We start from the raw sequence: 23,397 nt of genomic DNA on the forward strand, positions 1-23,397 counted from the left end.
CTCAGATCGCGAAGTTCACCAGCGGCATGTTCTCCAGCACCAGATCGGCGCGGGACGCGGTCGCCACGATCAGGTCGGCGTTGCGCTGATCCGAGCCGAGGGCCCGCTGCTGCGCCTCCACCAGGGAACGCCCGTACCGCCGGTGCCGGGTGACCAGTCGCTCCAGCCGTTCCGGTTCGTCCGGCGCGAGGAACCACACCTCGTCGAGCAGCGGGCGCACCCCGTGCCACGGTTCCTCGTCCAGCAGCAGGTAGTTGCCCTCGGTGATCACCAGCGGGACGTCCGGTGGCACCGGCACCGCGCCGGCGATCGGTTCCTCGATCTCCCGCCGGAACTCCGGCGCGTACACGGTTTCCGTGCCCTCGCGCAGCCGCCGGAGCAGGTGCACGTACCCGTCGGCGTCGAAGGTGTCCGGCGCGCCCTTGCGTTCGGTCCGGCCAAGCCGCCGCAGTTCCACCTGCGCGAGGTGGAAACCGTCCATACCGACCACCGCGGCCCGGTTCCCCAGCGCGTCGGCCAGGCCCCACGCCAGCGTGGTCTTGCCGGACGCGGGCGCGCCGACGATCCCGAGCAGGCTCCTGCGCCCGCTCGCCACCAGGGTTTGCGCCCGGGCCAGCAGATCTTCGAACGTAGTCTCCGTCACCGCACTCCTCTTCCCTTTTCCGCGACCGCGGCCAGCCACGACCTCGGTCCTGCGTGGCGCACCCGCTCCGCGGCCACCTCGTTGGCGAACTCGATCAGCTCGGGCAGGTCGGACCGCGCCGTGCCGAATCGCCCCGTGCCGTAAGCCAGTGCCCCGTGCCAGACGTCGCCCGCGCCGAGCGTGTCGCGTGCGGTCACGCGCGGCACCGGAACCTCGCCGGAGCCTTCGGCGGTCCGCCAGCGGACCGGGTCCGGGCCGTGCGTGGTGATTACCGCGGGCACCCCGCGCTCGAGCAGTCCCTTGCCGGGTGCGTGGAACTGCGCCGAGCACGCGGCGATGTCCACCAGCGGCAGCAGTTCGTCGAGCACCGGCTTCCAGCTCCCGGCATCCAGCACCACCGGAATTCCCTTGCCCCGCGCCCATTTCGCGACCGCCAGCGCCAGCTCCGGATGGTGCCCGTCCACCAGCACCGCCCGCACTTTGTCGGCCAAGCGCACGAAGTCGAGCGCCCGCACTCCGTCGGCCAAGTGCGGGGCCGCGGCGGCGTTGTGGGAGACGACCGTGCGCTCGCCGTCGTGGTCCCGGACGGTCACCGCGCTGACCGCGGGCGGCTCCGGGTGGTCCGGCAGCAGATCCAGCATCCGGACGCCGCACGCGGCGAGGTCCGCGCGGGCGAGATCGGCGAGCGGATGCGCGCCGAGCACGGTCGCCAGCACCGCCTCGCCGCCCAGCGCGGCGACCGCGACCGCCGCGTTGGTCGCCGGGCCGCCCGCGGCGGTTTCCACCGACAGCGACTGGGTTTTCTCCCCGGGCCCGGGCAGTTCGGCGACGCGTTGCACCACGTCGACCGTGCACAGCCCGGCCAGCAGCACGCTCAACTCGACAGTCCGGTGTGGACGGCCGCCTCGACCTCTTCCACCTCGCCGCTCGCACCGATCCGCAGCGCCCCGGTGATCAGCCCGACGACCTGATTCATGGTGTGCGTCTTCGGAGACACGACGGCCGCCCGCTTGCCGAGCCGGTGCACGTGGATCCGGTCCGCGATGTCGAACACGTGCGGCATGTTGTGGCTGATCAGCACGACCGGTAGCCCGCGCCCGCGGATCCGGTCGATCAGCGCGAGCACCTTGCCGGACTCGGCGACGCCGAGCGCCGCGGTCGGCTCGTCCATGATCACCGCCTTGGTGCCGAACGCGGCCGCCCGTGCCACCGCCACGCCCTGCCGTTGCCCGCCGGACAACGTCTCCACCGGTTGCGTGATCGACTTGATCTGGATGCCGAGTTCGTCGAGGATCCGCTGGGCCTCGGTGCGCATGGTGGCGGTGTCCAGCTTCCGGAACACCGACCACGGCCCGCCGAGCCGTTTTTCCCGCCCCAGGAACATGTTCGACGCGATGTCCAGCGCGGGAGCGACGGCCAGATCCTGGTACACCGTCTCGATGCCGTACCGGCGCGCGTCGATCGGGGTGCGGAAGTGCACGGTCGCACCGTCCACTTTGATCTCCCCGGCATCCGGCACCAGCGCGCCGGACAACGCCTTGATCAGGCTCGACTTCCCGGCGCCGTTGTCGCCGACCACGGCCAGCACCTCGCCCGGGTACAGGTCGAAATCCGCGCCGTCGATCGCGGTCACCCGGCCGTAGCGCTTGACCAGCCCGCGCGCGGACAGGGTCGGTTCGGCGGTCATCGCTGCCTCCTCGCGAAACGGTCCACGGCCACCGCGGCGATCACCAGCGCGCCGGTCGCCACGTCCTGGTAGAGCGCGTCCACGCCGAGCTGCGTCAGCCCGGAGCGCAGCACGGCCACGATCAGCGCGCCGAGCATGGTCCCGATCACCGAACCGCGGCCGCCGAACAGGCTCGTGCCGCCGAGCACGACCGCGGTGATCGAGTCCAGGTTGCCGAGCTGGAACGCGTTCGGATCGGCGTTCGGCACCCGGCCGAGCGCCTGCCACGCGGCGATCCCGAAGATCACCCCGGCCACCACGTACACCGAAAGAATCGTGCGCTTGACCTTGATCCCGGACAGGCGCGCGGATTCCGGCGCGTTGCCGACCGCGTAGACGTGCTTGCCCCACGCGGTTTTCGTCAGCGCGTACCACATGCCCAGGTACATCAGCAGCGCCAGCGTCATGCCGTAGGTGACCGGGATGCCGCCGAACAGGTAGCGCCGGGTGCCGAGCCAGGTGAGCAGCCCGCTGTCGATCTGCACGCCCTGACCACCGGCGACGAGTTTCGCCGTCGCGGTGAGCATGGTCAGCATGCCGAGCGTGACGATGAACGGCGGCAGCTTGATCCGGGTGACCAGCGAGCCGGTGACCGTGCCGAGCACCACGGTGGCCGCGATGCCCAGCAGCAGTGCGAAGAATCCGTCCACGCCGCCGACGAACAGCTTCGCCATGATCAGCGTGCCGAGCACCATGGCGGCCGCGTTCGCGAGATCGATCCCGGCGGTCAGGATGATCAGCGTCTGGCCCAGCGCCAGGGTGCCGATCACCAGCGACTGCTGCACCACCAGGGAAAGGTTGTCCAGGTTGAGGAAGGTGTCGGTGCCCAGCGAGAACACCACGATCGCGACGACCAGGGCCAGCGCGGGACCGACCGCCGGGGCGCGCAGGAAGAACTCCCCCAGACTGGGCCGGTCGTTCGACCGGATTTCAAATGCCGTCATTTCTTCTCACCCCAGCAGTTCCGCAAGCCCCAGTCCGTGGTCTGGCTGTCCATCCCGGGCATCGGCTTGTCGGTGATCACCACGGACCCGGTGCCGATGAACCCGCTCGGCTTCTTCCCGGTCTTCGCGTACTCGACGGCCGCGGTGACGCCCTGCTCGGCCATCTTCTTCGGGAACTGCATGACGGTCGCCGCGTATTCGCCGCTCTTGACGTTCCGCACGCCCTCGCAGCCGCCGTCGATCGACCCCATCACGATCCGGTCGGCCAGCCCGCGCGCCTGCAGCGCCGCGAAGGCGCCGCGGCCCATCGGCTCGTTCATCGTGTAGACGGAGTTGATGTCGGTGGTGCGCTGCAGCAGGTTCTCCATGCCCTGCTGGGCCAGGCTCTGGTCACCGTTGGCCTGCACCCGGCCGAGGATCTCCGGCGCCCCGTCGGCCAGCCCGATGCCGTTCAGGAAACCGCCGTGGCGCTGGGTGTCCACGGTGCTGCCCGCGGTCCCGTCGATCATCATCAGCTTCGGCGCGGCCCCGGCCAGGGCGGCCTTGACGTAGGCGCCCTGCTGGCGGCCCGCCTCGAAGTTGTCGGTGGCGAACGTGGCGTCCACCGCTTCGGCGGGTTCGGTCGCGGTGTCCAGCGCGATGACCAGCACCCCGGCTTCGCGGGCGCGTTTGATCGCGTCCAGCACCCCGGTCGACGAACTGGGCGTGATGAGGATCGTGTTGGCGCCCTGCTGCATCAGGTTCTCGATGGCCCGGACCTGGCCGTCGTTGTCGCCGTCGAACTGGCCGGCCAGGGCGCTGAACTCGGCGCCCTGCGCCTGCGCCGCGGCGCGGGCCGCGTTGCGCAGTTCGACGAAGTACGGGTTGGTGTCGGTCTTGGTCACCAAGCCGACCTTGGCCTTTCCGCTGCCACCGGAGTTCGAGCCGCCACCCCAGTGGCGCTCGACCGTGCATCCGCTGGCCGCGACCGCCAGCGCCCCGGCGAGGGCGAGTGCGGTGAGACGACGGTGTCTCATGTCTTTCCTTACTTCGAGGAAACCCAGACCTAACTGATCGGGGACGGTAAACACGCCTATGCTCAGGACGCAAGCGTTTGCGCAAACGCTTGCGAGTGATCTTTCGACCAGGGGAGACGCATGCCGCAGCCGAAGTCGACACGGCCCACGCAGAAGGACATCGCGGAACTGGCCGGCGTCTCGATCACGACCGTCTCACACGTGGTCAACGGGACTCGCGCGGTGGCCCCGGAAACCCGGGCCGCGGTGCTGCGCGCGGTCGAGGCCACCGGCTACACCGGCGACGCGATCGCCCGCTCCCTGGTCACCGGCGGCACCCGGTCGATCGGCGTCGCGATCTCGCTGCTCGCCAACCCGTACTTCGCGATGCTGATGCAGGCCATCGAACGGGAGGCGGCCGCCGCGGGCTACACCGTGCTGCTCGCCGACACCCACGACACGGTCGCGACCGAACAGGACACCGTGCGCACGCTGCGCTCCCGCCGCGTCGAGGGCATGCTGCTCACCCCGGCGCCCGGCGACGGCGCGGTGATCGGCGAACTGGTGTCGCTCGGCGTGCCGACCGTGCTGGTCGACCGGCTGACCACCCGGACCGACGTGGACCAGGTGGGCGCGGAGAACATCCAGGCCACCTCGGCGCTCACCGAGCACCTGGCGTCGCTGGGGCATCGCCGGATCGGGCTCATCTCTGGTGCGTCCGGGCTGACCACCAGCGAGGAGCGGACGCTGGGTTACCGGCTGGGGCTCGGCCGCGGCGGGCTGGCGTTCGACGCGTCCCTCGTGGTGAGCGGGCATTCCGCGCGCGAAGGCGGCGCCGAGGCGTTCCGCGCGCTGCTGTCGTCCCCGGAACCGCCGACGGCGCTGGTGGTGGCCAACGACAGCATGATGGTCGGCGTTCTGCACGAGGCCCGGCGGCGCGGGGTGCGCATCGGCCGCGAGGTCGCGGTGGCCGGTTACGACGACGTGGAATGGGCCGATCTGGTCGATCCGCCGCTCACCACGATGGCACAGCCGATCGAAGCCATCGGGCGGCAGGCGGTGCGGCTGCTGCTGTCCCGGATAGCCGATCCGGAGCGGAAACCGGAGACGATCCGGTTACCACCGACACTCAAACATCGCAATTCCTGCGGTTGCGTTCACCCACAAAGTTGAATATCGGGTGATATCCCGTGTGCACGATGGGATGACACCCGAATCGGGGTTACCTTCGCCCATCGCGAAAACGAGGGGCCCTGACCGATGACCGCACTTACCGAAGCGCTTCCGTTCTGGGGCGCGCCCGTCACCCACAGATTCGGCGTGGCCATGCCGCTGGATCCCGGTCCGCAGTCGGCGGAGCTGTCGAACGCCATCGAAAAGGCGGCCACCGAAGCGGGCTGTTCGGTGGTGCTCGCGGACACCGGGGACAGCGCGGCCACCGAAGCGGACGTGGTGCGCATGCTGCGGGCGCAGTGCGTGGACGGGGTGCTGCTGGCCCCGGCGGCGGGCGACGACGGGGTGGTCACCGAACTCGTGCGGCTCGGCGTGCCGACCGTGCTGGTCGACCGGGTCGCCAACCGCAACGACGTGGACCAGGTGGGCGCGGAGAACATCCAGTCGACGTGCGCGCTGGTCCGGCACCTCGCCGAACGCGGGCACCGGCGGATCGGGCTGGTCAGCGGCGCGCCCCGGCTGGCCAGCAGCGAGGAACGCGCGCTGGGTTACCGGCTCGGCCTCGGCCGCGCCGGGTTGCGCTGGCACCGGGAACTGGTGAGCTGCGGGGAATCCTCGGCCGGTGGCGCGGCCGGGGCGGCCGGTCGGCTGCTCGACGAATGGCCGAGACCCTCGGCCCTGGTCGTGGCCGGTGAGGCGATGATGGTCGGGGTGCATTACGAGGTGCACCGGCGGGGGTTGCGGGTCGGGGAGGACCTCGCGCTGGCGTGTTTCGGCGACACGGAATGGGCGCGGATCGTGGATCCGCCGCTGACCACCATGGCGCAGCCGACCGCCGAGATCGGGCGCCGGGCGGTGCACCTGCTGCTGTCGCGGATCGGCGACCCGGACCGGCAACCGGAAACCGTCCGCCTGGCCCCCCGCTTCATGCACCGCACCTCCTGCGGCTGCTGACCCGCCTCGGCACTTCCCCAAAGTGCCGCGACCGGTCAGGGCGCCGCCGGGCCGACCTCGACCGGGATGCCGTTGAGGACGGCGGTGCCGGACAGCGCGTCGAGCAGGATCTCGTCGGCGAGCACGTTCGAGTTCACCCCGGCGTGCGCGGCCGCGACCGCGGTGCGGGTGCCCGGCACGTCGTGGCCCCAGCCGTGCGGGATGCTCACCACCCCGGGCCGGACCTCCTCGGTGACCTCGACCGGAACCTCGATCTTCCCCGCCCGCGAACGCACCAGCGCGCGGCCGCCGTCGATCAGGCCGAGCCGGTCCGCGTCCGCCGGATGCACCTGCACCGTGCAGCGATTTCCGCCGCGTACCAACGGTTCCAGGTTGTGCATCCACGAGTTGTTCGAACTCAGGTGCCGCCGCCCGATGAGGACCAGGCCGTCCGGCACGCGCGCGAGTTCGGCGGCCAGCCGCGGCACGTCCGCGGTGATCGCCTCGGGCGCCAGCTCGATCTTTCCGCTCGCCGTGCTCAGGATTTCCGGGACGCGCGGCCGCAGCGGGCCGAGGTCGACTCCGTGCGGCGCCGCCTCCAGATCGGCCAGGGTCAGATCGTAGGGCCCGCCGCGCAACATCAGGTCCACCAGGCGTTCCGGGCCACGCCGATCGCCCGCGAGCGCCGGATCCACGCCGCCGCGCCGCGCGATCGTGGCCGCCACGAACTCGTCGAGCGCTTCGAGGTCCGCCTCCGGGCCCTGCCCGGTGACGATTCCGGTGAGCCGCAACAAGGTCTGCCATTCCTGCGGCAGCTCGCTCGGCAGCGCGGCCGGGGTCCAGTTCGCCACGTTGCGCACCGCGAGCTGGTACAGCGCGAGGTCGTAGTGCGGCCGTTCCAACGGTGTCGGCCCGGGCAGGATGACGTCGGCGTGCCGCGTGGTCTCGTTCAGGTACACATCCAGCGACACCATGAAGTCCAGCTGCCCCAACGCTTCCGCGAGCCGCTGCGCGTTCGGGGTGCTCAGGCACGGGTTCCCGCAGACCGTCAGCAGCGCGCGCACCCGGCCCGGGCCGGGCGTGACGATCTCGTCGGCGAGCGTGGCGACCGGCACCTCGCCGAACACCTCGGGCAGTTCGCGCACCCGTGTCTTCCAGCGGCCGGTGGTGAACGGCCGCCGTTTCCCGGATGCGCTGTTCGGCTGCCCGGCGGCGGCGAGCGGGAACATCGCGCCGCCCTCGCGGTCCAGGTTGCCGGTCAGCACGTTCAGCACGTCGACCAGCCAGCTCGCGAGCGTGCCGAACGCCTGCGTGGTGGTGCCGATCCGGCCGTACACCGCGGCCCGCCCGGCGGCGGCCAGTTCCCGGGTCATCCGGCGGATCTCGGACGCGTCGATCCCGGTGGCCGGGGCGACCGCCTCCGGGGTGAACGGGCGCGCCAGCTCGCGCACGTCGTCCACGCCGGTGACGTGTCCGGCGAGGCGGCCCGGCGCGACCAGGTTCTCGGCGAACAGCACGTGCACCATGGCGAACAGCAGCAACGCGTCGGTGCCCGGCCGGATCGCGTGGTGCTCGTCGGCGGCCCGCGCGGTGCGGGACCGGCGCGGATCGACCACGACGATCTTGCCGCCGCGCTCCCGGATCGCGCGCAGCCGCCCGCGCACGTCGGCGGCGGTCATCAGGCTTCCGTTGGACACCAACGGATTCGCGCCGAGCACGAGCAGGTGTTCGGTGCGGTCGAGGTCGGGCACCGGGATCGAGAACCCGTGCCCGAACAGGTATCCGGCGGAGAAGTGCTTGGGGATCTGGTCCACGGTCCCGGCCGTGTAGACGTTCCGCGTGCCGATCGCCTTGTACAGCACGGGTCCGTACAGGGTGGCGGCGAGGTTGTGCGCCGCCGGATTGCCCGCGTAGACGGCCACCGCGTCGCGGTCGTCGTCGAGGATGGGGCGCAGGCGCCGGTCGATCTCGGCGAACGCCTCGTCCCAGCCGACCTCGGCGAACTCGCCGTCCCGCTTGACCAGCGGCGCGCGCAGCCGGTCCGGATCGTGGTGCAGCGCCCCCAGCGAGGCGCCTTTCGGGCAGAGGTAGCCGCGGGAGAAGACGTCCTCGGCGTCGCCCCGGACACCGGTGACCCGGTCGCCGTCGAGCGCGACGGTCAGCCCGCAGGTGGCCTCGCACAGGGGACACGTGACGTGTGCCGTGGTCATGGGCTCACGGTACACATACCGAGCGGTATGTCCAGGGTCGCGAGATCATGGGAGGCATGACTGCGGCGGAGCGGGCGGCGGCGGCCGAACGGGCGATCATCGGGCGGCATCTGCGCAGGGTGTGGGGGTTGCCGTGGACCGCGCTCGGGCGCAGCGGGTGGCCGCCGGATCCCGGGCAGCGGCTGCACTGGCACTGGAACTACTGGTGGCAGGCGCATCTGCTGGACTGCCTCGTCGACGCGCAGGCGCGCCGCCCGGAGGCCGCGCGGGTCGCGGTGCTCGACCGGTTCGCGCGTTCGGTGCGGCTGCGCAACTTCGGCCGTTGGACCAACGAGTACTACGACGACATCGCGTGGCTCGGCCTGGCGCTGCAGCGCGCGCCGATCGGCGGCACGGACGGCCCGTTGCGCACCATCCTCGAGCGGTTGCGGGAGGGCTGGACGGCGGACGCGGGCGGCGGGATCCGGTGGCGGCGCGGTGACGCGTTCAAGAACGTCCCGGCGAACGGTCCGGCCGCGATCCTGCACGCCCGGGCCGGGCAACGGCAGCGCGCCCGGGAACTCCTGGACTGGATGTCCGAGCACCTGGTGGATCCGGACACCGGCGTGGTGTGGGACGGCCTGCGCGTCGACACCGGCGAGACCGTGCGGCTGGTTTACACCTACTGCCAAGGAGTTTTCCTCGGCGCGTGCCTCGAACTGTCCGAAGCGGACCAGGCGGGGCGGACGATCCGCGCGGTGGCCGGGCACTGCGCGCCGGGCGGGGTGCTGCGCGGGCAGGGCGGCGGGGACGGCGGGCTGTTCGCCGGAATCCTGGCCCGGTACCTGGCACTCGCCGCGCTCCGGCTGCCACCCGGCGCGGATGCCTCGCTGGCCCGGGAACTCGTGCTCACCAGCGCCGAAGCGTGCTGGCAGGGTGCCGTGGACGCTCCCTACGGCCCCCTGTTCAGTCCGGAGTGGACGGACCCGGCGCCGGAACTTCCGTTACCGCCCGGGCATCCGGCCCGCGACCTCTCGGTGCAGCTCGGCGCCTGGCTCCTCCTCGAAGCCGCCGCCACCCTGGATTGACCCCGCAATTCGTGATCCGGGGTCGTGAGTGGTGCGGCCGGTTCTAACCGGCCGGAACGCTCACGACCCCCAGACTTGGTTCCCTTACAGGAGACGGTGACCGGTCTGGGCGTGCAGGCGCCGCCTGGCTGCCACCCCGATGCTCGTCGCACTTTGTCGGCCAAGAGGGGACCGCAACGAGGCCGTGCTCGTCGGGGTGCCCGGAGGACACCAATGTGGCTTTCGGGGCGTTGAAGGTACCGAACGCCGCATTGGGTACCTCCGAGCACCACCACCCAGCGCGGGTTCACGCTTTGTCGGCCAAGTGCGGCTCGTCGAACGGAAACGCCAGGTCACAAGTAGGCGACCAAATGAGAACCCGCTCTGACCGGCCTGAACACTCACGACCCCCAGGAGGTGGTGAGGTCGGCGTGCTGGCGGATCCAGGTGTGCATGACGATTCCGGCGGCCACGCCCGCGTTGATCGAACGGGTCGTGCCGAACTGGGCGATGGACACCACCAGCCCGGCCGCATCCTGGGCCGCCGGGGACAGGCCCGGGCCTTCCTGTCCGAAGAGGAGCACGCAGTGCCGGGGCAGTTCGGCGGTTTCCACCGGCCGCGCACCCGGGGTGTTGTCCACCGCCACCACGTCAAGTCCTTCCGCCGCGGCGAAGGCGAGCAGCGTCTCGACATCGGCATGGTGGTGCAGGTGCTGGTACCGGTCGGTCACCATCGCGCCGCGCCGGTTCCAGCGCCGCCGCCCGACGATGTGCACGGCCGCCGCGGCGAACGCGTTCGCCGTGCGCACCACGGTCCCGATGTTGTGGTCGTGCTGGAAGTTCTCGATCGCCACGTGGAACGGGTGCCGCCTCTTGTCCACATCGGACACGATCGCCTCGCGGCGCCAGTACCGGTAGGCGTCCACGACGTTGCGGCGGTCGCCGTGCGCCAGCAGTTCCGGGTCGTACCGCTCATCCGCCGGCCACGCGCCCTCCCACGGGCCGACGCCGACCTCCTCGCGCGCGACCCATTCGGTCGGCCCGGCCTCGGTCATCGGACGCCCATCCGCTGCACGACCTCCACCAGCAGGTCCCCGAGCGCGGTGAGCACCTGCTGCTGGGTGAGCGGACCGGGGAACAGGGTCGCGACCTCCGCCCCGCCGAAGAAGAGCACCCGGTCGGCCATCCGCGCGTCGGCGACCAGGTGCCCGGCCAGCGCCGGGGTGAGCACCTCGCGGGCGGCCTGCTCGTTCGGGGCGTACACGTGGAACCGCTCGTCGAACGGCGGGTAGCCGATCTTGGTGTCGATCCAGGACCACCGCTGCTGCGGGCCGACCATGATCTCCGGCCCGGCGAACGGCCGCTTGACCAGCAGCAGCGTCGCGGTGTGCCAGGTCCGGGTGGCCATCCCCTCGGTCGCGTAGCTGATCTGCGCCGCGCAGATCGGCACGCCCCGCCACTGGCCGGACAGCTGCGCGGTGACCCGGACCCCGCTCTCGTCGTTGCCCAGCACCGAGCCGAGCTGGGGCAGCCGCCGGTACAGATCGCCGAGCGCCACCTGGTCGATCTGCCAGCCGAAACCGACGGCCGTCGAGCGCACGGCGTCGACATGCGCTTGCTGGGCGGCTTGGGCCTTCGGCCGCCGGGCGAGCCCGATGACCAGGCCGAGCAGGATGATCGCGCCGAGGGCGATGAAGACGTAGACCACCCGACGATTCTGTCTCAGCCGAGGCTGATGCGGTGGGCCGGTGCGTCGCCGGTTTGTTCACGGTGCTTCCACCGCAGGTAGGCGCCGACGTACGAGATGGTCACCACGGCCAGCGCCACGACGGCGATGAACGGCATCATCTCGCGCGGGAACACCGTGTCGTAAATGTAATATTCGTTGAAGCCGCCGGGCAGGTCACCGAGGCCCTGCTGGTGGCGGAAGTAGTTCTCCAGCGCGGTCAGCGGGCACGGAATCGGGAAGACGTTCACCAGAATGCCCCACAGGGCGAAGAACACGTGCACGAACAGCGTCTTCGGCCAGCGCCAGGCGAGAAACCCGCCGAAGCCGATGTACAGCAGCGCGAGAACGTGAACCCCCACGGTGAGATGCGCCAGGAAGGCCGCCATCTGCCCTGCACCCCCGTTCGCCAACCCCCATTGACTACCCCCGACGGTACTCCACGAAACCTGAGAACCGATCGACAAAGTGATCTATTGACCACTATCGAAGGTACGCCGATCAGCGGATTCTGGCACCGGATTTCCGCGTGAGCCGGAACTCCACCACCGCGGGCAGCGCGTCGAGGTCCAGTGCCCGGCGCAGCCGCGGCACCGCCTCCCCGGCGATCCGGCCCCGGAGCTCGCCGAGGGCGGCCCCGCGCTCGGCGCCGACGACCAGGTGCAGTTCGGGCCGGTCCCGTTCCCCCGCGAGGGTCGCGGTCACCGCGTGCACCCCGGGATAGTCCTCGACCTCGCCGACCAGCGGTTTCACCGCGATGGCGGCGTCCAGGCGGGTGCTGCCGAGCGCGGGTTCGCGTTCCAGCCGCCAGGTGCCGGACTTCGGGCGCCGGAACGCCTGGGCGGCCAGCCAGCGCAGGCACAGCAGGCCGAGCAGCACGGCGACCGCGGCGGCCGCGTAGTAGGCCCAGGCCGGGAGCATGCCACCGGGCAAGAGGGAGGCGGCCGGATCGAGCACGCGCAGCGCGCCGAAATGCGTCGCGAGCGCGAATCCGCCCCCGGCGAGCAGCACGATCCCGGTCAGCGCGAGCAGCGAACGGTTGAGACGGGCGGGCCGGTTGGCATTGGTCATCGCGAACTCCGCACCTTGACCCGGACGCGCGGCCGGGTGACCGGGGCGATCTCGTCGAGGCGGGCGTCGAGGGCGCCGCGCACCGCGTCGGCCAGGCCGCCGGTGGTCGCGCGCCCGGTGCGGACCGCGGCGGTGACCTTCCGGCGCCGCAGCCGGAGCCGCACCGCGGACACCCCGTCGACCCCGGCCGCGGTGTCGGCCAGTGCCCGCCGCAGACCGCTCCGCGTGGTACCGGAATCGATGTCCGTGCCGGTCAGCGGCACTACCACCGGGCGGCCCGGCGACACCGCGAGGAACACCAGCACGCACCCGAGCGCGGCGGCGGCCCCGCCGCCGACCGCGACCGGGAGTTCGTTCCACCGCGCGAGCCCGGTCAGTTGCTCGTAGCGGACCACCGGCGACTGGCCGAGCAGGGTCTGGACGCACGCGATCGTGATCACCACGCATCCCGCGAGCAGGACCAGCGCGACCGCGGCGGCCGGGAGCACCCGGCGCGGGCGGCGGATCATCGCACCCTCCTGGTCCGCCGGTCCCCGGCGTCCAGGCCGGTGACCACGATGTCCACCCGCGGCACGGTGAACCCGGTGAGCTCGCCGGTGCGCCGCACGAGATGCGCGCGGGTGCGTTCGGTCGCCTCGGCCACCGAATCCGGGTAGCCGACCGTGAGCTTGACGTCCAGTGTGGCCGCGTCCCCCTCGAGGCGGGCCCGCACGCGCGCCGGGCGCCGCAGCTCCTCGGTGACCGCGCGGGCGGCGATCCGTTCCACCACCCGGGGTTCGATGCTGGTCCGCCCGCGTTCGCTCACCGGGACCCCCGGTCGCGGGCGAGCCCGGTCAGCGCGGACAGGTCCAGTTCGCCGTCCGCCCAGCGCCCGGCCAGCAGGCCGAGCGCGCCGAGGACGAGCACGATCACGAAGGCGGCGAACCCGCCGAACGCGGCCGCGAAACCGAGCGCCAGCCCGGTGACCAGGCCGATCGAAGTGCCGTTCATGGTGCCTCCCAACAAGATTGAGGGCCGCCGCGCCCCGACCGCGCGGCGGCCCGGCGGGTCACTGGACGCGGTCCGAGGTGCCCTCGTCGTCGTCCTCACCCGGGATGTGCACGTCGTTCACGTTGATGTTGACCTCGACCACCTCGAGGCCGGTCATCTGCTCGATCGCGCTGATCACGTTGCGCCGCACCGCCCGCGCCAGGTCCGCGATCGACACGCCGTAGTCCACCAGGAGCTGCAGGTCCACCGCGGCCTGCTTCTCGCCGACCTCCACCGAGACGCCCTGGCTCGCGCTGGCGCTGGCGCCCGGGATCCGTTCGCGCAGCGCGCCGAACGCCCGCGCCGCACCACCGCCCAGATCGTGCACGCCGCTGACCTCCCGCGCGGCCAGGCCCGCGATCTTCTGCACCACGGTGTCCGCGATCGTGGTCGCGCCCTGCTTGGTGACCAGCGCGCCGGCGTCCGGGCCCGCGGTCGGCTGCTTGGTCACGTCGGTGGTCTTGGTCTCCGCCATGGCGAACTCCCTCGTGTGCCGGTGAATGTCGTTGTCATTGAAGGACTTCGTGGTCCTTCGTCGGGATAGACACGGCACCCGGGGAAACGTCACGACCCGTTCGTGTGGCGCGCGACTCACCCGGAGGTGAGCGCGGAACCGTCCAATTCGGTCACCTCGAGCCGGAGCCGGGCGCCTTCCCACGGGGTTCCGGCGAGCGCCGGGCGCACGGCCTCGGCGGCCCGCTCCAGCAGCGGCGGCAGCGGCAGCCGGGTGGCGATCAGCTGGATCCGCACCAGGTCCTCGTCCAGGTCGACGGCCAGACCTTCCCAGTCCCAAGGGATCCAAGAAGTGACAGGTTGCACCGCGGGCACTGCCGGTTTGAGCCCGGGCACCGCGCGCACCGCGGCGAGCAGCTTCTCGGTGACCTCGTTCGCCGACGTCATCTCTCCTCCGGTTCGATGTCCATAATGGACACTGAAACCGACGCGACCGGCAGCCCGGTCGCGTCGGTGACCGCGCGGGCCACGGCCCGCTGCACGGCCTGACCGACCGCGGCGGCCTGGTCCTGGCCGGAGACGGACAGTTCGACGCGCACCGAGACGACCCCGTCCTCGATGTCCACGGTCACCCCGTCCGCGGGCGCGGGCGTGAGCCCCTTCCACCGCTGTTTCGCCGCCCGGCCCCAGGAACCGACCAGGCCGAGCAGGCCCGGTTCCAGGCGGACCACCCCGGACGTGGCCGCCGCGGCACTGGCCGCCACGGCGGCGACCACGGTGTCGCTGATGACGAACTCGGTCAGATCCGCCGTCATTCGGTTTCCTGGTCGTCGTAGATGTCGTCCACCAGCAGGTCCAGGCGGACCAGCCGCAGCCCCACCCGGGCCGCGGCGGCCGCGCCGACGCGTTCCCGCACTTCGGACAACGCCCGATCGGCGTCGACGTTGCGGTAGCTCACCGCGACCGCGAGTTCCACCTCGACCAGGCTCTCGCCGAGTTCGCCCAGGCCGACCGTGCGCACCCGGCAGCGGCGCCCGCGGACCCCGTCCACCGCGTCGGCGGCGTAGCGCAGCACGACCGCGACCGCCTGCTCGCTCACCTCGAGCTTGCCCGGTTCGGGCGTGGGCAGGCTGACCATGTGCCCGCGCCGCATCTCGGCCCGCACCGCGGACATGATCCGGCTGGTCAGGCCCTCCGGCGGCGGCTCGTCGTGGTCGGCCAGTTCCCGGGTGGCGTCGCGCAGCGCGCGCAGGCTTTCCCGGGCGGTCCGGCAGTGCGGGCAGGTCAGCTCGTGCTGATCGGCGCGGCCGGCTTCGACCTCGTCGAGCCGGTCCCAGACCTGCTCCAGGTCCCGCTCGCACGGCAGCTCGTACCCGCCTTTCGCGCGGTTCACCGCCATGGCCGCATCACCTCCGCCAGCTGTGCCCGGGCCCGCGCGATGCGGCCCCGTACCGCGGTACTGCTCGTTCCGACGATCTCACCGATCTCCTCGTAGGAGCGACCGTGCACCTCGCGCAGGAGCCAGCAGGCGCGTTGTTCCGCGGTCAGCTCCTTGAGCGCCTCGGTCAGCGCGGCCAGTTGCTCGCTCACCTGCGCGGCCTGCTCCGGCTGGGCCTCGCGGACCGGTGACTCGGTGCCCTCGAAATCGACCTCCACCAAGGGTTTCCGCGCCCGCAGCGCGTTCAGGCACCGGTTCGTGGTGGTCCGGTACAACCAGCCGACGAAGGCCGCGTCCTCCTGCAGCTGGCCCAGCCTCCGCCACGCGGTCAGGAAGACCTCCTGCACCACGTCTTCCGCGTCGCCCCGGTTCGCCAGCATGCGCACCGCGAGGCGGAACATCGGGCCCTGGTACCGCAGCACCAGTTGCTCGTACGCGCGCACGTCGCCTTCCCGCGCCCGGGCGACCAGGGTGACGTCGTCCAGCGGCGGGCCCGCCGCATGCTCGGCGCTCGTCGAAGTCGTCATCGCCACCTTCGTCCGGACACGGCCGCGGGGAAAACGTCACGCGGACGCCCGGGTGACGCTGCTCACCAGCGTAAAGCCGCTCCGGCCCGTGACGAATCCCCTGGCGGCCCTGTCCACCCATCAGGGCGGCGCCCAGCCGGGGCGCCGCGAAATCGGGAGGACCGACATGGCATTGAGCGACAAGTTCGAGAACAAGGCCGACGATCTCGGCGGCAAGGCCAAGGAGGCCGCGGGCAAGGTGACCGGCGACGAGCGGCTCGAGGGCGAGGGCAAGCTCGACCAGGCCAAGGCCGGGGTCAAGGACGCCGTGGAAAAGGTCAAGGACGTCTTCAAGAAGGACTGACCTGGTGCCCCGTCGGCCCCGGAAGTGGCAGCACTTCCGGGGCCATGGGGTCAGGAGAGGCCGAGGTCGTCCAGGGTGAGCAGGGTGCGGTAGGCCAGGCCCGCCTGCTCGATGGCCTCGCGGGCGCCGGTGTCGCGGTCGACGACCGTCGCCACGCCGACCACCTTCGCGCCCGCCTCGTTCAGCGCTTCGACCGCGGTGAGCACGCTGCCGCCGGTGGTCGAGGTGTCCTCCACGGCCAGCACCCGCTGCCCGGCGACCTCCATGCCCTCGATCCGCCGCTGCAGGCCGTGCTGCTTGGCGTCCTTGCGCACCACGAACGCGTCGAGCACCACGCCGTCGGCCGCGGCGGAGTGCAGCATCGCGGTCGCCACCGGATCGGCGCCCAGGGTCAGGCCGCCGACGGCGACGTAATCCCAGTCGCCGGTGAGCTGGCGGAGCAGCTTCCCGATCAATGGCGCCGCCGCGTGGTGCAGGGTCGCCCGGCGCAGATCCACGTAGTAGTCGGCCGTTTTGCCGGAAGCCAGGGTCACGGTGCCGTGCACCACGGAAAGCTCGGTGACGAGCCGCGCCAGTTCGAGTTTCGCCGCTTGGTCCAGACCGGGTTTCACCACGGGCAGAGAGTCTTGCACAACACCCGCGGTGAACCCGCCGACACGCACATCAGTCGTTGGTGACGGTCGCCTCTGCCGGACGTCCCCGCGTCGCCACCCAGGACGGCACCAAGGTCGCGACCATGGTCAGCGCACCGGCCACGCCGATCACCGCGAGGTATATCCACAGTGGACCGGACGGCAGCAGCGAATCGCTGACCACGAGGGTGAACGGGACGAGCGCGGCGGCCGCGACGACCGTGCCGAGCAGCACGCCGACGAGCGCGATCAGCACGCCCTCCGCGGACATCATGCGCAGCACCTGCGACCGCGTCGCGCCGGTGAGCCGTTGCAGCCCGAACTCCCGGCGCCGCCGCACGGTCGCCATCACCAGCGTGTTCACCACCGAGATCGCGGTGTACGCCATGATCATCCCGACCAGCAGGTAGTTCACCCAGGCGCCGATCTCCTGCCCCTTGGCGTGCGCGGCGATCAGCATGCCGCGGTCGCCGACCACCACCCCGGGCTGCGCCGCGGCGAACTCCCGCAGGGTCGCGGTCAGATCGGCGCCGGGCTCGGCGCGGACCAGGATCTGCCGCGCCAGCCCGCCGGTCGTGTGCGCGGCGACCAGGTCCGCGGGCATGAGGAACATTTCCGCGCCGGGCTTGGTCTCGAGGAGCGCGACGATCCGCGCGGTGACCGGCGTCCGGTCGCCCATGCGCAGGGTGAGCTGGTCGCCGACGCCGCGGCCGATCTCGCGGGCGAACTCCGCGGGCACCGCGACCGTGTCCCCGCGCAGGGCCGTCAACGCGCCCGCGGTGACGCCGATCGCCGACGTCGCCGTGACCCCGTCCGCGGAAACCCCTTGCACCGGCATGCCTTCGTCGTCCTGCGACGCCACGAACGGCGAGTCGACGAGCACGTTGCTGGTGACGAACGCCGAAGCGCCCGCGACGCCGGGCAGTTCCCGCACGCGCTCGGTCAGGCCGGGGGCGAGGCCGCCGGTCGTCGAGGCCACCACGGCGTCCGCGCGCAGACCGCTCGTGTACGCCTCCTCGGCCGCGGCGACCTGGGTCGTCTGCAGGTAGATGTTCGCGGTGGCGATCCCGGTGGCCAGCATGATCGGGGTGACCGCCGCCGCCATCGCGACCACCCGGCTGCGGGCGTTGAGCGTCGCGAGATGCCCGTTCACCCCGGTCAGCGCGCGCAGCGGCCACCGCAGGATCGCCATCAGGACCCGGGTGATCCCGGGGCTGATCAGCGCGAGGCCGATCGCCCAGAGCATCACCGACGGGCCCGCGGTGCTCGCCGCGACCGGACCGGTCATCACGGCGGCCGTGACGATCGCGAGCGCGAGCCCGCCGCCGAAGCACAGCACCGCGAGGATCGCCCGGGTCGGGGTGAGCCAGCGGCGCTGCACGGCCGCCTCGGCGAGCGCCTCGGTGGGCCGGGTGTTCGCCGCGCGCCGGGCCGCGAAGATCGCGGCGGCCAAGGCCGCGAGGATCGCCACCCCCGCGGCGGCGACGGCCGGGATCCAGCCGGAGTGGAAGGCCAGCGGCGCGGGCACCACGTCGTGGGCGACGAGCTGGTCGAACAGCCAGCGCCCGAGGACCGAACCGAGCACCGCGGCGATCCCGGTCGCGAGCAGCGAAACGATCATCGCCTCGCCGAGCACCATCCGGCGCAGCTGGCGCGGGGTGGTGCCGATCGCCCGCAGCAGGGCCAGTTCGCGCTGCCGCTGCTGCAAGGACAAGGCGAGCGTCCCGGCCACCACGAACATCGCGACCAGGGCCGCCAGCCCGCCGCACACCGCGGCCAGCACGATCAGCTTCTCCCCGCTCGCCAGTACTTCCGGGAACTCGGCCACCCCGCGGTCGTCACCGGTCAGCACGGTCACCGGCGCCCCCCGCAGAGCGCCCACCACGCGGGGTTCGAGCGCGGCGGGGTCGGTGCCGGGCGCGGGCAGCACGCCGATCGTGTCGACCCGGCCGGGATGCCCGGCCAGCCGGGCCGCGTCGGAGTCGGCGAAGAACACCGCGGGCACGCTCGGATTCGCGGCCCCGGCGGCGATTCCGGAGACGCGGAAGGTTTCCGCGGTCCCCCGCACGGCGAGCCGGACGCGGTCACCGACTCCGACGCCGGAGGCCAGCGGGCCGTCCAGCACGACCTCGCCGGGTCCGGGCGCCTGGCCCGCGGTCAGCGCGTACGGGGTGAGCCGGGCCGACCCCCAGCCGTGGCCGAGCGAATCCGTCCGCACGGGCCGGTTCTCCCGCAGCAGGGTCGCCGGGAAGGACACCTCGCCGATCGCCTCGGCCACCCCCGGCACGGCCTGGACCTTCGCCACCAGCCCGGAGTCGATCCGCACCCGTTCGGACAGCGTGGCGTTCTTGGTGTCCGGGTCCTCGTCGGGATCGGACGGAACGTCCTTGACGATTTCGTAGGTCTGGTCGCCGCTGACCACGATCGGCGTGGCGGCGAGCCGTTGCGGCGGAACCGCGGTGCGGATCCCGGTCTCCATCAGGCCGCCGCAGGCCAGCACGATCATGGCGCCGAAGAACATCGCGACGAAGGTCGCCGCGAATCCGCCCTTGCGCAGGCGGAGGGTGCGCAGGGCCAGCCGCAGCATCACGCGCCCCCGGCGAACGCGTGCCGCCGCTCGGCCCAGGCGCCGAGGTGGGTCATCCGCTCGGCCACCGCGTCGGCGGTCGGCGAGAGCAACTGGCCGACGAGTTGCCCGTCGGCGAGGAAGACGACCCGGTCGGCGTACGAGGCGGCGACCGGATCGTGCGTCACCATCACGATCGTCTGCCCCGCGGCGCGGGCGGATTCGGCCAGCAGGTGCAGGACCTCGGCCGCGGTCCGGGTGTCCAGCGCGCCGGTCGGCTCGTCGGCGAAGATCACCGCGGGCCGGGCGACCAGCGCGCGGGCGATCGCCACGCGCTGCTGCTGCCCGCCGGAAAGCTCGCCGGGCAGGTGCTTCTGCCGTTCGGTCAGCCCGACCCGCGCGAGCACCGCGTCGACCTGGCGCCGATCCGGGCGGCGCCCGGCCAGCCGCAGCGGCACGGTCACGTTCTCCCGCACGGTCAGCGCGGGCAGCAGGTTGAACGCCTGGAAGATGAAGCCGATCCGGTCGCGGCGCAGCTTGGTGAGCGCGGTTTCGTTCAGCCCGCTCAGTTCCTGGCCGTCCAGCACGACCGAACCCGAAGTCGGCCGGTCCAGCCCGGCCGCGCAGTGCAGGAAGGTGCTCTTGCCCGATCCGGACGGCCCCATCACCGCGGTGAAACTGCCGGCGCCGAAGCCGATGGTGACGCCGCCGAGCGCCACCACGCCGGAATCGCCCTTGCCGTAGATCTTGCGCACCGACTCGAGCCGGATGGCCTCGCCGCCTGGTGAACTCACGTCCGCTCCCGGTTTTCCCCTCGCGCCACCTGCGCGATCTCTGGGAAAAACGCTAGGGAGCGAGCAACATCGATCCCATGGGGCCAGCGAGCGGATTCGTGGTGGGGACAGCCCTACCCGCCGTGCGGATTCACGTGCGGCCGCGGCCGCCGAACCGGCCGCGCAGCCCGCGCGGGATGAAGTTCGCGACCGCGACGAGCAGCTTCCAGTGCAGGCTCGGGATGGACACCACCTTGCCGCGCCGCAGATCCCGGAGCGCCTCGGTGACCACCTGACCAGGACTCAGCCAGAACCGCTGCGCGCCCGGTTTGATCAGCCCCGCGCGTTCGTGGAACTCGGTCGTGGTGAGCCCGGGGCAGAGCGCCAGGATCCGCACGCCTTCGGGCAGCGAGGTGGCGATGCCCTCGCTGAACGCGGTGACCCAGGTCTTGCTCGCGGTGTAGGTGGAGCCGCGGCCGGAGAAGAACCCGGCCACGCTGGACACGTTGATCACGTCACCGCGGCCGCGGTCGATCATGCCGGGCAACGCGGCGCGGGTCAGCCGCAGCACGGCGGTCACGTTCACGTCGAGCTGGTTCTGCAGGTCCTCGGGCGGGATCGTCCAGAACTCCCCGTTGAGCCCGAAGCCGGCGTTGTTCACCAGAAGTTCGATCGGGGTTCCGGCGACGCGCTCCTCGACGACCGCGCGGCCCTCGACCGTGGACAGGTCGGCGGGCAGGACCTCGGCGGTGACGCGGTGCCGTTCTGCCAGTTCTTCCGCGAGGGCGTCGAGGCGGGGGCGGTCGCGGGCGACCAGCACCAGGTCGTACCCCTCGGCGGCGAGCTTTCGGGCGAACTCGGCGCCGATTCCGGCACTGGCTCCGGTTATCAAGGCGATGGGCATGGCCGCCACGCTACCGCTCGGTGATCGATTTGCTACCGAAACCGCAGGTCATGCACGGTTAGTAGTAACCCAGAGTGGTGAGGTGACCTCGGTTGCGCAACGAAGAACCACAGGAAGTATCGTCCGTACCGCCGTTCGGAGTAATCAACATCACTTCGGATTACTTCGAGGTCAGGACTACGTGAGGACGCACTTCCATGGGGAAGCACCGCAAGTCGAGGGCAGTCCCTCTCCCCAGGATCGTTGCCGGTGCGGCGCCGTTCGCGCTGCTACTGGCCGGTCCGGCCACCAGCTGGGCGGCCACGCCCGCCGACCATCATCCCTCCGGCTCCGAACCCGTCTCTTCTCTCAGGAGTTCTCTGGCTGCGATGACTGAAGACGTTTACCGACTCGGCGACCAGAACGCGACCCACACCACGGAAACCGCCGCGGAAGGTGTGCTCGACACCGCCGGCGGGGCGGCGGGATTCACCGCCGACCGGACCGAGGTGGCCACGGCATCGGTGAGCGAGACGTCCGGGGCACTGAGTACCAACACGCAGCACCTGGAAGGCGCCGGCAGCCACGACGAGGGCCTCACCACCGATCCGGCGACCGGCGCCGCGGAAGGGCACACCCAGGATAGCCACCACCTCGGGGGTTCCGACGCGACGACCACCCTGATCGGGCCCGCCGACGGCGTGGGCGGTTCGACCGTCACCGAGGACGCCGCCGACGCCGTGCTGACCCGGAACGCGGCGCTCACCCGGGACGCCCGCGGCAACGCGCACGTGGTGTCCGAGTTCTTCGGCGAGGGCAAGGCGTCGCGCGGTTCGGGGCACGGCTTCTGGTTCACCCCGGCGGCGGGCGGCGAGATCGAATCCGCCCAGGCCGGGCGCGGCTGCTTCACCGGCACCCTGGACGTGCTCCGCGACGAGGACGGCACCGCCGCCGGGACCGTGGAGCAGGCGATCGCGGGCGAGTTCGAGCAGCGGCACGCCGCCGAGGGGCACCTCGGTCCGCTGTCGGCCAAGGGCACCTCGTCCCAGTCCGGCACGCTCGACCTGGTCGCCACGCACGACGCGACCTCGACCCCGGACGGCGGCGCCGAATCGGCGACCGGCGGCTCGGTGCAGGGCCTGGTCACCGACCACACCGGCGGCGAGGTCGGCATCGAGAACGTCGTGCAGGTCTCCGGCGATCTGCGGACCGAGGCGGCGGCCTCCGACCTCGTGCACGAGTCCACAAAGGACGGTGTGCCGGAAGCGCCGGCGGCGCAGCACGCGGCGTCGGTGTCGCACGAGGCCAAGGCGAGCCTGCGGCTGCTGCGCCAGGCACCGCTCGGCGGCGGGCTGTCCCTCGGCGCGCCGCCGCTGAACATCACGCCGTCACTGGGGTCGTGAAGGACCTATCCCGGGGGTGAGCGAGGGCCCCGCCTCGGCGCGGAAATGAGGCGGGGCCCTTGCGCGTACCAGCTCTTCAGTTCCCGGGCTGCCGGGGAGCGCCGTGCTCCTCGATCGCGGTCGCCGCGCCGGACTCGCCGCCCTGCCAGTGGCGGCCGGGGCGGTAGTCCTCGTCGAACGGGTCCACGATGTCGGCGATCTCGCCGAGGTCGCGCAGCAGCCGCTCCAGCCGCGACGGGCCGACGTTCGGCGCCGCGCTGGCCAGCACCCATTCGTTCTCCAGCCACGCCACGCCGACATCCCCGCCGAGCGCGTCGGCGGCGTCCACCAGTTCCTGGGTGATCAGCGCGCGAGCGCCCTCGGAGTCGTCGGCGAACGCGTACCGCTGGCCGACCGGGCCGAGCAGCTCGGGCATTTCCGCGCGCTGGAACGGGACGCTGGCCAGCCAGAGTTCCACCAGCACCGGGTGCACCCGGTTGCACCGGACCGCGACCACGACCGCGGGGATCTGGCCGTTCGACTCGATGTCGAAGACGAACACCGGGCGCCGGCCGTCCGAGGTGAAGGTGGAGCCCGCGACGACGTTCACCGCGGCCTCGGCGCCGAAGTAGCCGATCGCGCCACCCGCCCACTGTCTCGGGAGGTTCTCGTCCTCCTCGATGAACTGCCAGCCGCGCAGGTCGGCCCAGCGCATCCGTTCCCGGTTGCGCGAGCCCTCCCTGGCCCGGTCGGTCGCGAGCAGTGCGAGTCCCGCCACCAGTGCCACGGCGGCGATGACGAACCAGATCCACGCCGGAATACCCACGGACCAAGGGTAGCCCTCGACCTCGGCACGCAAAGATCACCGGGCCGGTGTCCCATCACCCCTTCGGGGCATTCCGGT

At 71.9% G+C, this 23,397-nt stretch carries 28 protein-coding genes; 5 read left to right on the plus strand and 23 right to left on the minus strand.

Annotated features, from left to right (window positions below; all coding sequences use genetic code 11):
- Position 1: 1 nt before the first annotated feature.
- The 5 genes from FXO23_RS00145 to FXO23_RS00165 are packed head-to-tail and all read right to left on the minus strand — an operon-like array spanning position 2 to position 4,329.
- On the minus strand, positions 2 to 643 hold the full coding sequence (locus FXO23_RS00145; RefSeq protein WP_158879408.1) for a nucleoside/nucleotide kinase family protein: 642 nt from the start codon (positions 641 to 643) through the stop codon (positions 2 to 4).
- Positions 640 to 1,521: a PfkB family carbohydrate kinase gene (locus FXO23_RS00150; protein ID WP_158879409.1), complete on the minus strand. Its 882-nt coding sequence runs from the start codon at positions 1,519 to 1,521 to the stop codon at positions 640 to 642. The genes FXO23_RS00145 and FXO23_RS00150 overlap by 4 nt, the downstream gene beginning before the upstream one ends.
- Positions 1,518 to 2,330 carry an ATP-binding cassette domain-containing protein gene (locus FXO23_RS00155; protein WP_158879410.1) on the minus strand — a complete coding sequence of 271 codons (813 nt, stop codon included), beginning with the start codon at positions 2,328 to 2,330 and terminating at the stop codon, positions 1,518 to 1,520. The genes FXO23_RS00150 and FXO23_RS00155 overlap by 4 nt, the downstream gene beginning before the upstream one ends.
- Positions 2,327 to 3,313, minus strand: a complete 987-nt coding sequence (locus tag FXO23_RS00160; RefSeq protein WP_179956630.1) for an ABC transporter permease — start codon at positions 3,311 to 3,313, stop codon at positions 2,327 to 2,329. Before FXO23_RS00160 ends, FXO23_RS00155 begins: the two co-directional genes overlap by 4 nt.
- Positions 3,310 to 4,329 carry a substrate-binding domain-containing protein gene (locus tag FXO23_RS00165; protein WP_158879411.1) on the minus strand — a complete coding sequence of 340 codons (1,020 nt, stop codon included), beginning with the start codon at positions 4,327 to 4,329 and terminating at the stop codon, positions 3,310 to 3,312. The genes FXO23_RS00160 and FXO23_RS00165 overlap by 4 nt, the downstream gene beginning before the upstream one ends.
- Before the next feature lie 120 nt (positions 4,330 to 4,449).
- On the opposite strand from FXO23_RS00165, the gene FXO23_RS00170 reads away from it, so the two are divergent.
- The gene (locus FXO23_RS00170) at positions 4,450 to 5,481 is read left to right on the plus strand and encodes a LacI family DNA-binding transcriptional regulator (RefSeq protein ID WP_158879412.1); all 1,032 of its coding nucleotides are present in this window, start codon (positions 4,450 to 4,452) and stop codon (positions 5,479 to 5,481) included.
- Between the two features lie 87 nt (positions 5,482 to 5,568).
- Entirely contained in the window at positions 5,569 to 6,435 is an 867-nt protein-coding gene (locus tag FXO23_RS00175; RefSeq protein WP_158879413.1) for a substrate-binding domain-containing protein, read from the plus strand.
- 35 nt (positions 6,436 to 6,470) lie between these two features.
- On the opposite strand, the gene FXO23_RS00180 is transcribed toward FXO23_RS00175, so the two are convergent.
- On the minus strand, positions 6,471 to 8,624 hold the full coding sequence (locus FXO23_RS00180; protein ID WP_158879414.1) for a molybdopterin-dependent oxidoreductase: 2,154 nt from the start codon (positions 8,622 to 8,624) through the stop codon (positions 6,471 to 6,473).
- 56 nt (positions 8,625 to 8,680) lie between these two features.
- Between FXO23_RS00180 and FXO23_RS00185 the strand changes: the two genes are divergently transcribed.
- Complete coding sequence (locus tag FXO23_RS00185; RefSeq protein ID WP_158879415.1) at positions 8,681 to 9,691, plus strand: glycoside hydrolase family 76 protein; 1,011 nt, start codon at positions 8,681 to 8,683, stop codon at positions 9,689 to 9,691.
- Positions 9,692 to 10,071: 380 nt separating this feature from the next.
- On the opposite strand, the gene FXO23_RS00190 is transcribed toward FXO23_RS00185, so the two are convergent.
- The 12 genes from FXO23_RS00190 to FXO23_RS00245 all read right to left on the minus strand — a co-directional run bounded on the left by FXO23_RS00190 (position 10,072) and on the right by FXO23_RS00245 (position 15,914).
- Positions 10,072 to 10,725, minus strand: a complete 654-nt coding sequence (locus tag FXO23_RS00190) for a TrmH family RNA methyltransferase (RefSeq protein ID WP_158879416.1) — start codon at positions 10,723 to 10,725, stop codon at positions 10,072 to 10,074.
- On the minus strand, positions 10,722 to 11,378 hold the full coding sequence (locus FXO23_RS00195) for a hypothetical protein (protein ID WP_158879417.1): 657 nt from the start codon (positions 11,376 to 11,378) through the stop codon (positions 10,722 to 10,724). Before FXO23_RS00195 ends, FXO23_RS00190 begins: the two co-directional genes overlap by 4 nt.
- Before the next feature lie 14 nt (positions 11,379 to 11,392).
- On the minus strand, positions 11,393 to 11,785 hold the full coding sequence (locus tag FXO23_RS00200) for a DUF2784 domain-containing protein (protein ID WP_158879418.1): 393 nt from the start codon (positions 11,783 to 11,785) through the stop codon (positions 11,393 to 11,395).
- 112 nt (positions 11,786 to 11,897) lie between these two features.
- Positions 11,898 to 12,467, minus strand: coding sequence for an alkaline shock response membrane anchor protein AmaP (locus FXO23_RS00205; protein WP_158879419.1), 570 nt, complete (start codon positions 12,465 to 12,467; stop codon positions 11,898 to 11,900).
- Positions 12,464 to 12,976, minus strand: coding sequence for a DUF6286 domain-containing protein (locus FXO23_RS00210; RefSeq protein WP_158879420.1), 513 nt, complete (start codon positions 12,974 to 12,976; stop codon positions 12,464 to 12,466). The genes FXO23_RS00205 and FXO23_RS00210 overlap by 4 nt, the downstream gene beginning before the upstream one ends.
- Positions 12,973 to 13,272, minus strand: a complete 300-nt coding sequence (locus tag FXO23_RS00215; RefSeq protein WP_158879421.1) for an Asp23/Gls24 family envelope stress response protein — start codon at positions 13,270 to 13,272, stop codon at positions 12,973 to 12,975. Before FXO23_RS00215 ends, FXO23_RS00210 begins: the two co-directional genes overlap by 4 nt.
- A complete protein-coding gene (locus FXO23_RS00220; protein WP_158879422.1) occupies positions 13,269 to 13,457 on the minus strand; it encodes a hypothetical protein in 189 nt (62 codons plus the stop codon). The genes FXO23_RS00215 and FXO23_RS00220 overlap by 4 nt, the downstream gene beginning before the upstream one ends.
- Before the next feature lie 58 nt (positions 13,458 to 13,515).
- Complete coding sequence (locus FXO23_RS00225) at positions 13,516 to 13,971, minus strand: Asp23/Gls24 family envelope stress response protein (RefSeq protein ID WP_158879423.1); 456 nt, start codon at positions 13,969 to 13,971, stop codon at positions 13,516 to 13,518.
- 116 nt (positions 13,972 to 14,087) lie between these two features.
- Positions 14,088 to 14,396, minus strand: a complete 309-nt coding sequence (locus FXO23_RS00230) for a hypothetical protein (RefSeq protein ID WP_158879424.1) — start codon at positions 14,394 to 14,396, stop codon at positions 14,088 to 14,090.
- Complete coding sequence (locus tag FXO23_RS00235; protein ID WP_158879425.1) at positions 14,393 to 14,764, minus strand: Asp23/Gls24 family envelope stress response protein; 372 nt, start codon at positions 14,762 to 14,764, stop codon at positions 14,393 to 14,395. The genes FXO23_RS00230 and FXO23_RS00235 overlap by 4 nt, the downstream gene beginning before the upstream one ends.
- Complete coding sequence (locus FXO23_RS00240) at positions 14,761 to 15,348, minus strand: anti-sigma factor family protein (protein ID WP_158879426.1); 588 nt, start codon at positions 15,346 to 15,348, stop codon at positions 14,761 to 14,763. Before FXO23_RS00240 ends, FXO23_RS00235 begins: the two co-directional genes overlap by 4 nt.
- A complete protein-coding gene (locus FXO23_RS00245; protein WP_158879427.1) occupies positions 15,339 to 15,914 on the minus strand; it encodes an RNA polymerase sigma factor in 576 nt (191 codons plus the stop codon). Before FXO23_RS00245 ends, FXO23_RS00240 begins: the two co-directional genes overlap by 10 nt.
- A gap of 52 nt (positions 15,915 to 15,966) precedes the next feature.
- On the opposite strand from FXO23_RS00245, the gene FXO23_RS52615 reads away from it, so the two are divergent.
- Positions 15,967 to 16,257 carry a CsbD family protein gene (locus tag FXO23_RS52615; RefSeq protein ID WP_425484824.1) on the plus strand — a complete coding sequence of 97 codons (291 nt, stop codon included), beginning with the start codon at positions 15,967 to 15,969 and terminating at the stop codon, positions 16,255 to 16,257.
- A 50-nt stretch (positions 16,258 to 16,307) separates the two neighbouring features.
- Here the strand turns inward: FXO23_RS52615 and pyrE are convergent, their stop codons facing one another.
- From pyrE to FXO23_RS00270, 4 genes are all read right to left on the minus strand, one after another.
- A complete protein-coding gene (pyrE, locus tag FXO23_RS00255; protein ID WP_158879428.1) occupies positions 16,308 to 16,871 on the minus strand; it encodes an orotate phosphoribosyltransferase in 564 nt (187 codons plus the stop codon).
- Positions 16,872 to 16,920: 49 nt separating this feature from the next.
- Positions 16,921 to 19,476, minus strand: a complete 2,556-nt coding sequence (locus tag FXO23_RS00260) for an FtsX-like permease family protein (RefSeq protein ID WP_158879429.1) — start codon at positions 19,474 to 19,476, stop codon at positions 16,921 to 16,923.
- The gene (locus FXO23_RS00265; protein ID WP_158879430.1) at positions 19,476 to 20,249 is read right to left on the minus strand and encodes an ABC transporter ATP-binding protein; all 774 of its coding nucleotides are present in this window, start codon (positions 20,247 to 20,249) and stop codon (positions 19,476 to 19,478) included. The genes FXO23_RS00260 and FXO23_RS00265 overlap by 1 nt, the downstream gene beginning before the upstream one ends.
- Positions 20,250 to 20,379: 130 nt before the next feature.
- Entirely contained in the window at positions 20,380 to 21,132 is a 753-nt protein-coding gene (locus FXO23_RS00270) for an SDR family NAD(P)-dependent oxidoreductase (protein WP_158879431.1), read from the minus strand.
- Between the two features lie 368 nt (positions 21,133 to 21,500).
- Between FXO23_RS00270 and FXO23_RS00275 the strand changes: the two genes are divergently transcribed.
- Positions 21,501 to 22,514 (plus strand): hypothetical protein, encoded by a 1,014-nt coding sequence (locus FXO23_RS00275; RefSeq protein WP_158879432.1) that lies wholly within the window; start codon positions 21,501 to 21,503, stop codon positions 22,512 to 22,514.
- A gap of 76 nt (positions 22,515 to 22,590) precedes the next feature.
- On the opposite strand, the gene FXO23_RS00280 is transcribed toward FXO23_RS00275, so the two are convergent.
- Positions 22,591 to 23,319: a type III secretion system chaperone family protein gene (locus FXO23_RS00280; protein ID WP_158879433.1), complete on the minus strand. Its 729-nt coding sequence runs from the start codon at positions 23,317 to 23,319 to the stop codon at positions 22,591 to 22,593.
- Positions 23,320 to 23,397 lie beyond the last annotated feature (78 nt).

Origin of the sequence: Amycolatopsis anabasis, from assembly GCF_009765355.1 — a bacterium.
Classification (GTDB): Bacteria; Actinomycetota; Actinomycetes; order Mycobacteriales; family Pseudonocardiaceae; genus Amycolatopsis; species Amycolatopsis anabasis.

Excerpts from the sequence above, each read along its gene's own strand:
- FXO23_RS00225 (WP_158879423.1), bottom strand. The coding sequence starts at position 13,971 with ATGGCGGAGACCAAGACCACCGACGTGACCAAGCAGCCGACCGCGGGC.
- FXO23_RS00155 (WP_158879410.1), bottom strand. The coding sequence starts at position 2,330 with ATGACCGCCGAACCGACCCTGTCCGCGCGCGGGCTGGTCAAGCGCTAC.
- FXO23_RS00230 (WP_158879424.1), bottom strand. The coding sequence starts at position 14,396 with ATGACGTCGGCGAACGAGGTCACCGAGAAGCTGCTCGCCGCGGTGCGC.
- FXO23_RS00190 (WP_158879416.1), bottom strand. The coding sequence starts at position 10,725 with ATGACCGAGGCCGGGCCGACCGAATGGGTCGCGCGCGAGGAGGTCGGC.
- FXO23_RS00170 (WP_158879412.1), top strand. The coding sequence starts at position 4,450 with ATGCCGCAGCCGAAGTCGACACGGCCCACGCAGAAGGACATCGCGGAA.
- FXO23_RS00175 (WP_158879413.1), top strand. The coding sequence starts at position 5,569 with ATGACCGCACTTACCGAAGCGCTTCCGTTCTGGGGCGCGCCCGTCACC.
- FXO23_RS00200 (WP_158879418.1), bottom strand. The coding sequence starts at position 11,785 with ATGGCGGCCTTCCTGGCGCATCTCACCGTGGGGGTTCACGTTCTCGCG.
- FXO23_RS00260 (WP_158879429.1), bottom strand. The coding sequence starts at position 19,476 with ATGCTGCGGCTGGCCCTGCGCACCCTCCGCCTGCGCAAGGGCGGATTC.
- FXO23_RS00165 (WP_158879411.1), bottom strand. The coding sequence starts at position 4,329 with ATGAGACACCGTCGTCTCACCGCACTCGCCCTCGCCGGGGCGCTGGCG.
- FXO23_RS00220 (WP_158879422.1), bottom strand. The coding sequence starts at position 13,457 with ATGAACGGCACTTCGATCGGCCTGGTCACCGGGCTGGCGCTCGGTTTC.
- FXO23_RS00160 (WP_179956630.1), bottom strand. The coding sequence starts at position 3,313 with ATGACGGCATTTGAAATCCGGTCGAACGACCGGCCCAGTCTGGGGGAG.
- FXO23_RS00210 (WP_158879420.1), bottom strand. The coding sequence starts at position 12,976 with ATGATCCGCCGCCCGCGCCGGGTGCTCCCGGCCGCCGCGGTCGCGCTG.
- FXO23_RS00235 (WP_158879425.1), bottom strand. The coding sequence starts at position 14,764 with ATGACGGCGGATCTGACCGAGTTCGTCATCAGCGACACCGTGGTCGCC.
- FXO23_RS00185 (WP_158879415.1), top strand. The coding sequence starts at position 8,681 with ATGACTGCGGCGGAGCGGGCGGCGGCGGCCGAACGGGCGATCATCGGG.
- FXO23_RS00205 (WP_158879419.1), bottom strand. The coding sequence starts at position 12,467 with ATGACCAATGCCAACCGGCCCGCCCGTCTCAACCGTTCGCTGCTCGCG.
- FXO23_RS00275 (WP_158879432.1), top strand. The coding sequence starts at position 21,501 with ATGACTGAAGACGTTTACCGACTCGGCGACCAGAACGCGACCCACACC.
- FXO23_RS00240 (WP_158879426.1), bottom strand. The coding sequence starts at position 15,348 with ATGGCGGTGAACCGCGCGAAAGGCGGGTACGAGCTGCCGTGCGAGCGG.
- FXO23_RS00270 (WP_158879431.1), bottom strand. The coding sequence starts at position 21,132 with ATGCCCATCGCCTTGATAACCGGAGCCAGTGCCGGAATCGGCGCCGAG.
- FXO23_RS00180 (WP_158879414.1), bottom strand. The coding sequence starts at position 8,624 with ATGACCACGGCACACGTCACGTGTCCCCTGTGCGAGGCCACCTGCGGG.
- FXO23_RS00245 (WP_158879427.1), bottom strand. The coding sequence starts at position 15,914 with ATGACGACTTCGACGAGCGCCGAGCATGCGGCGGGCCCGCCGCTGGAC.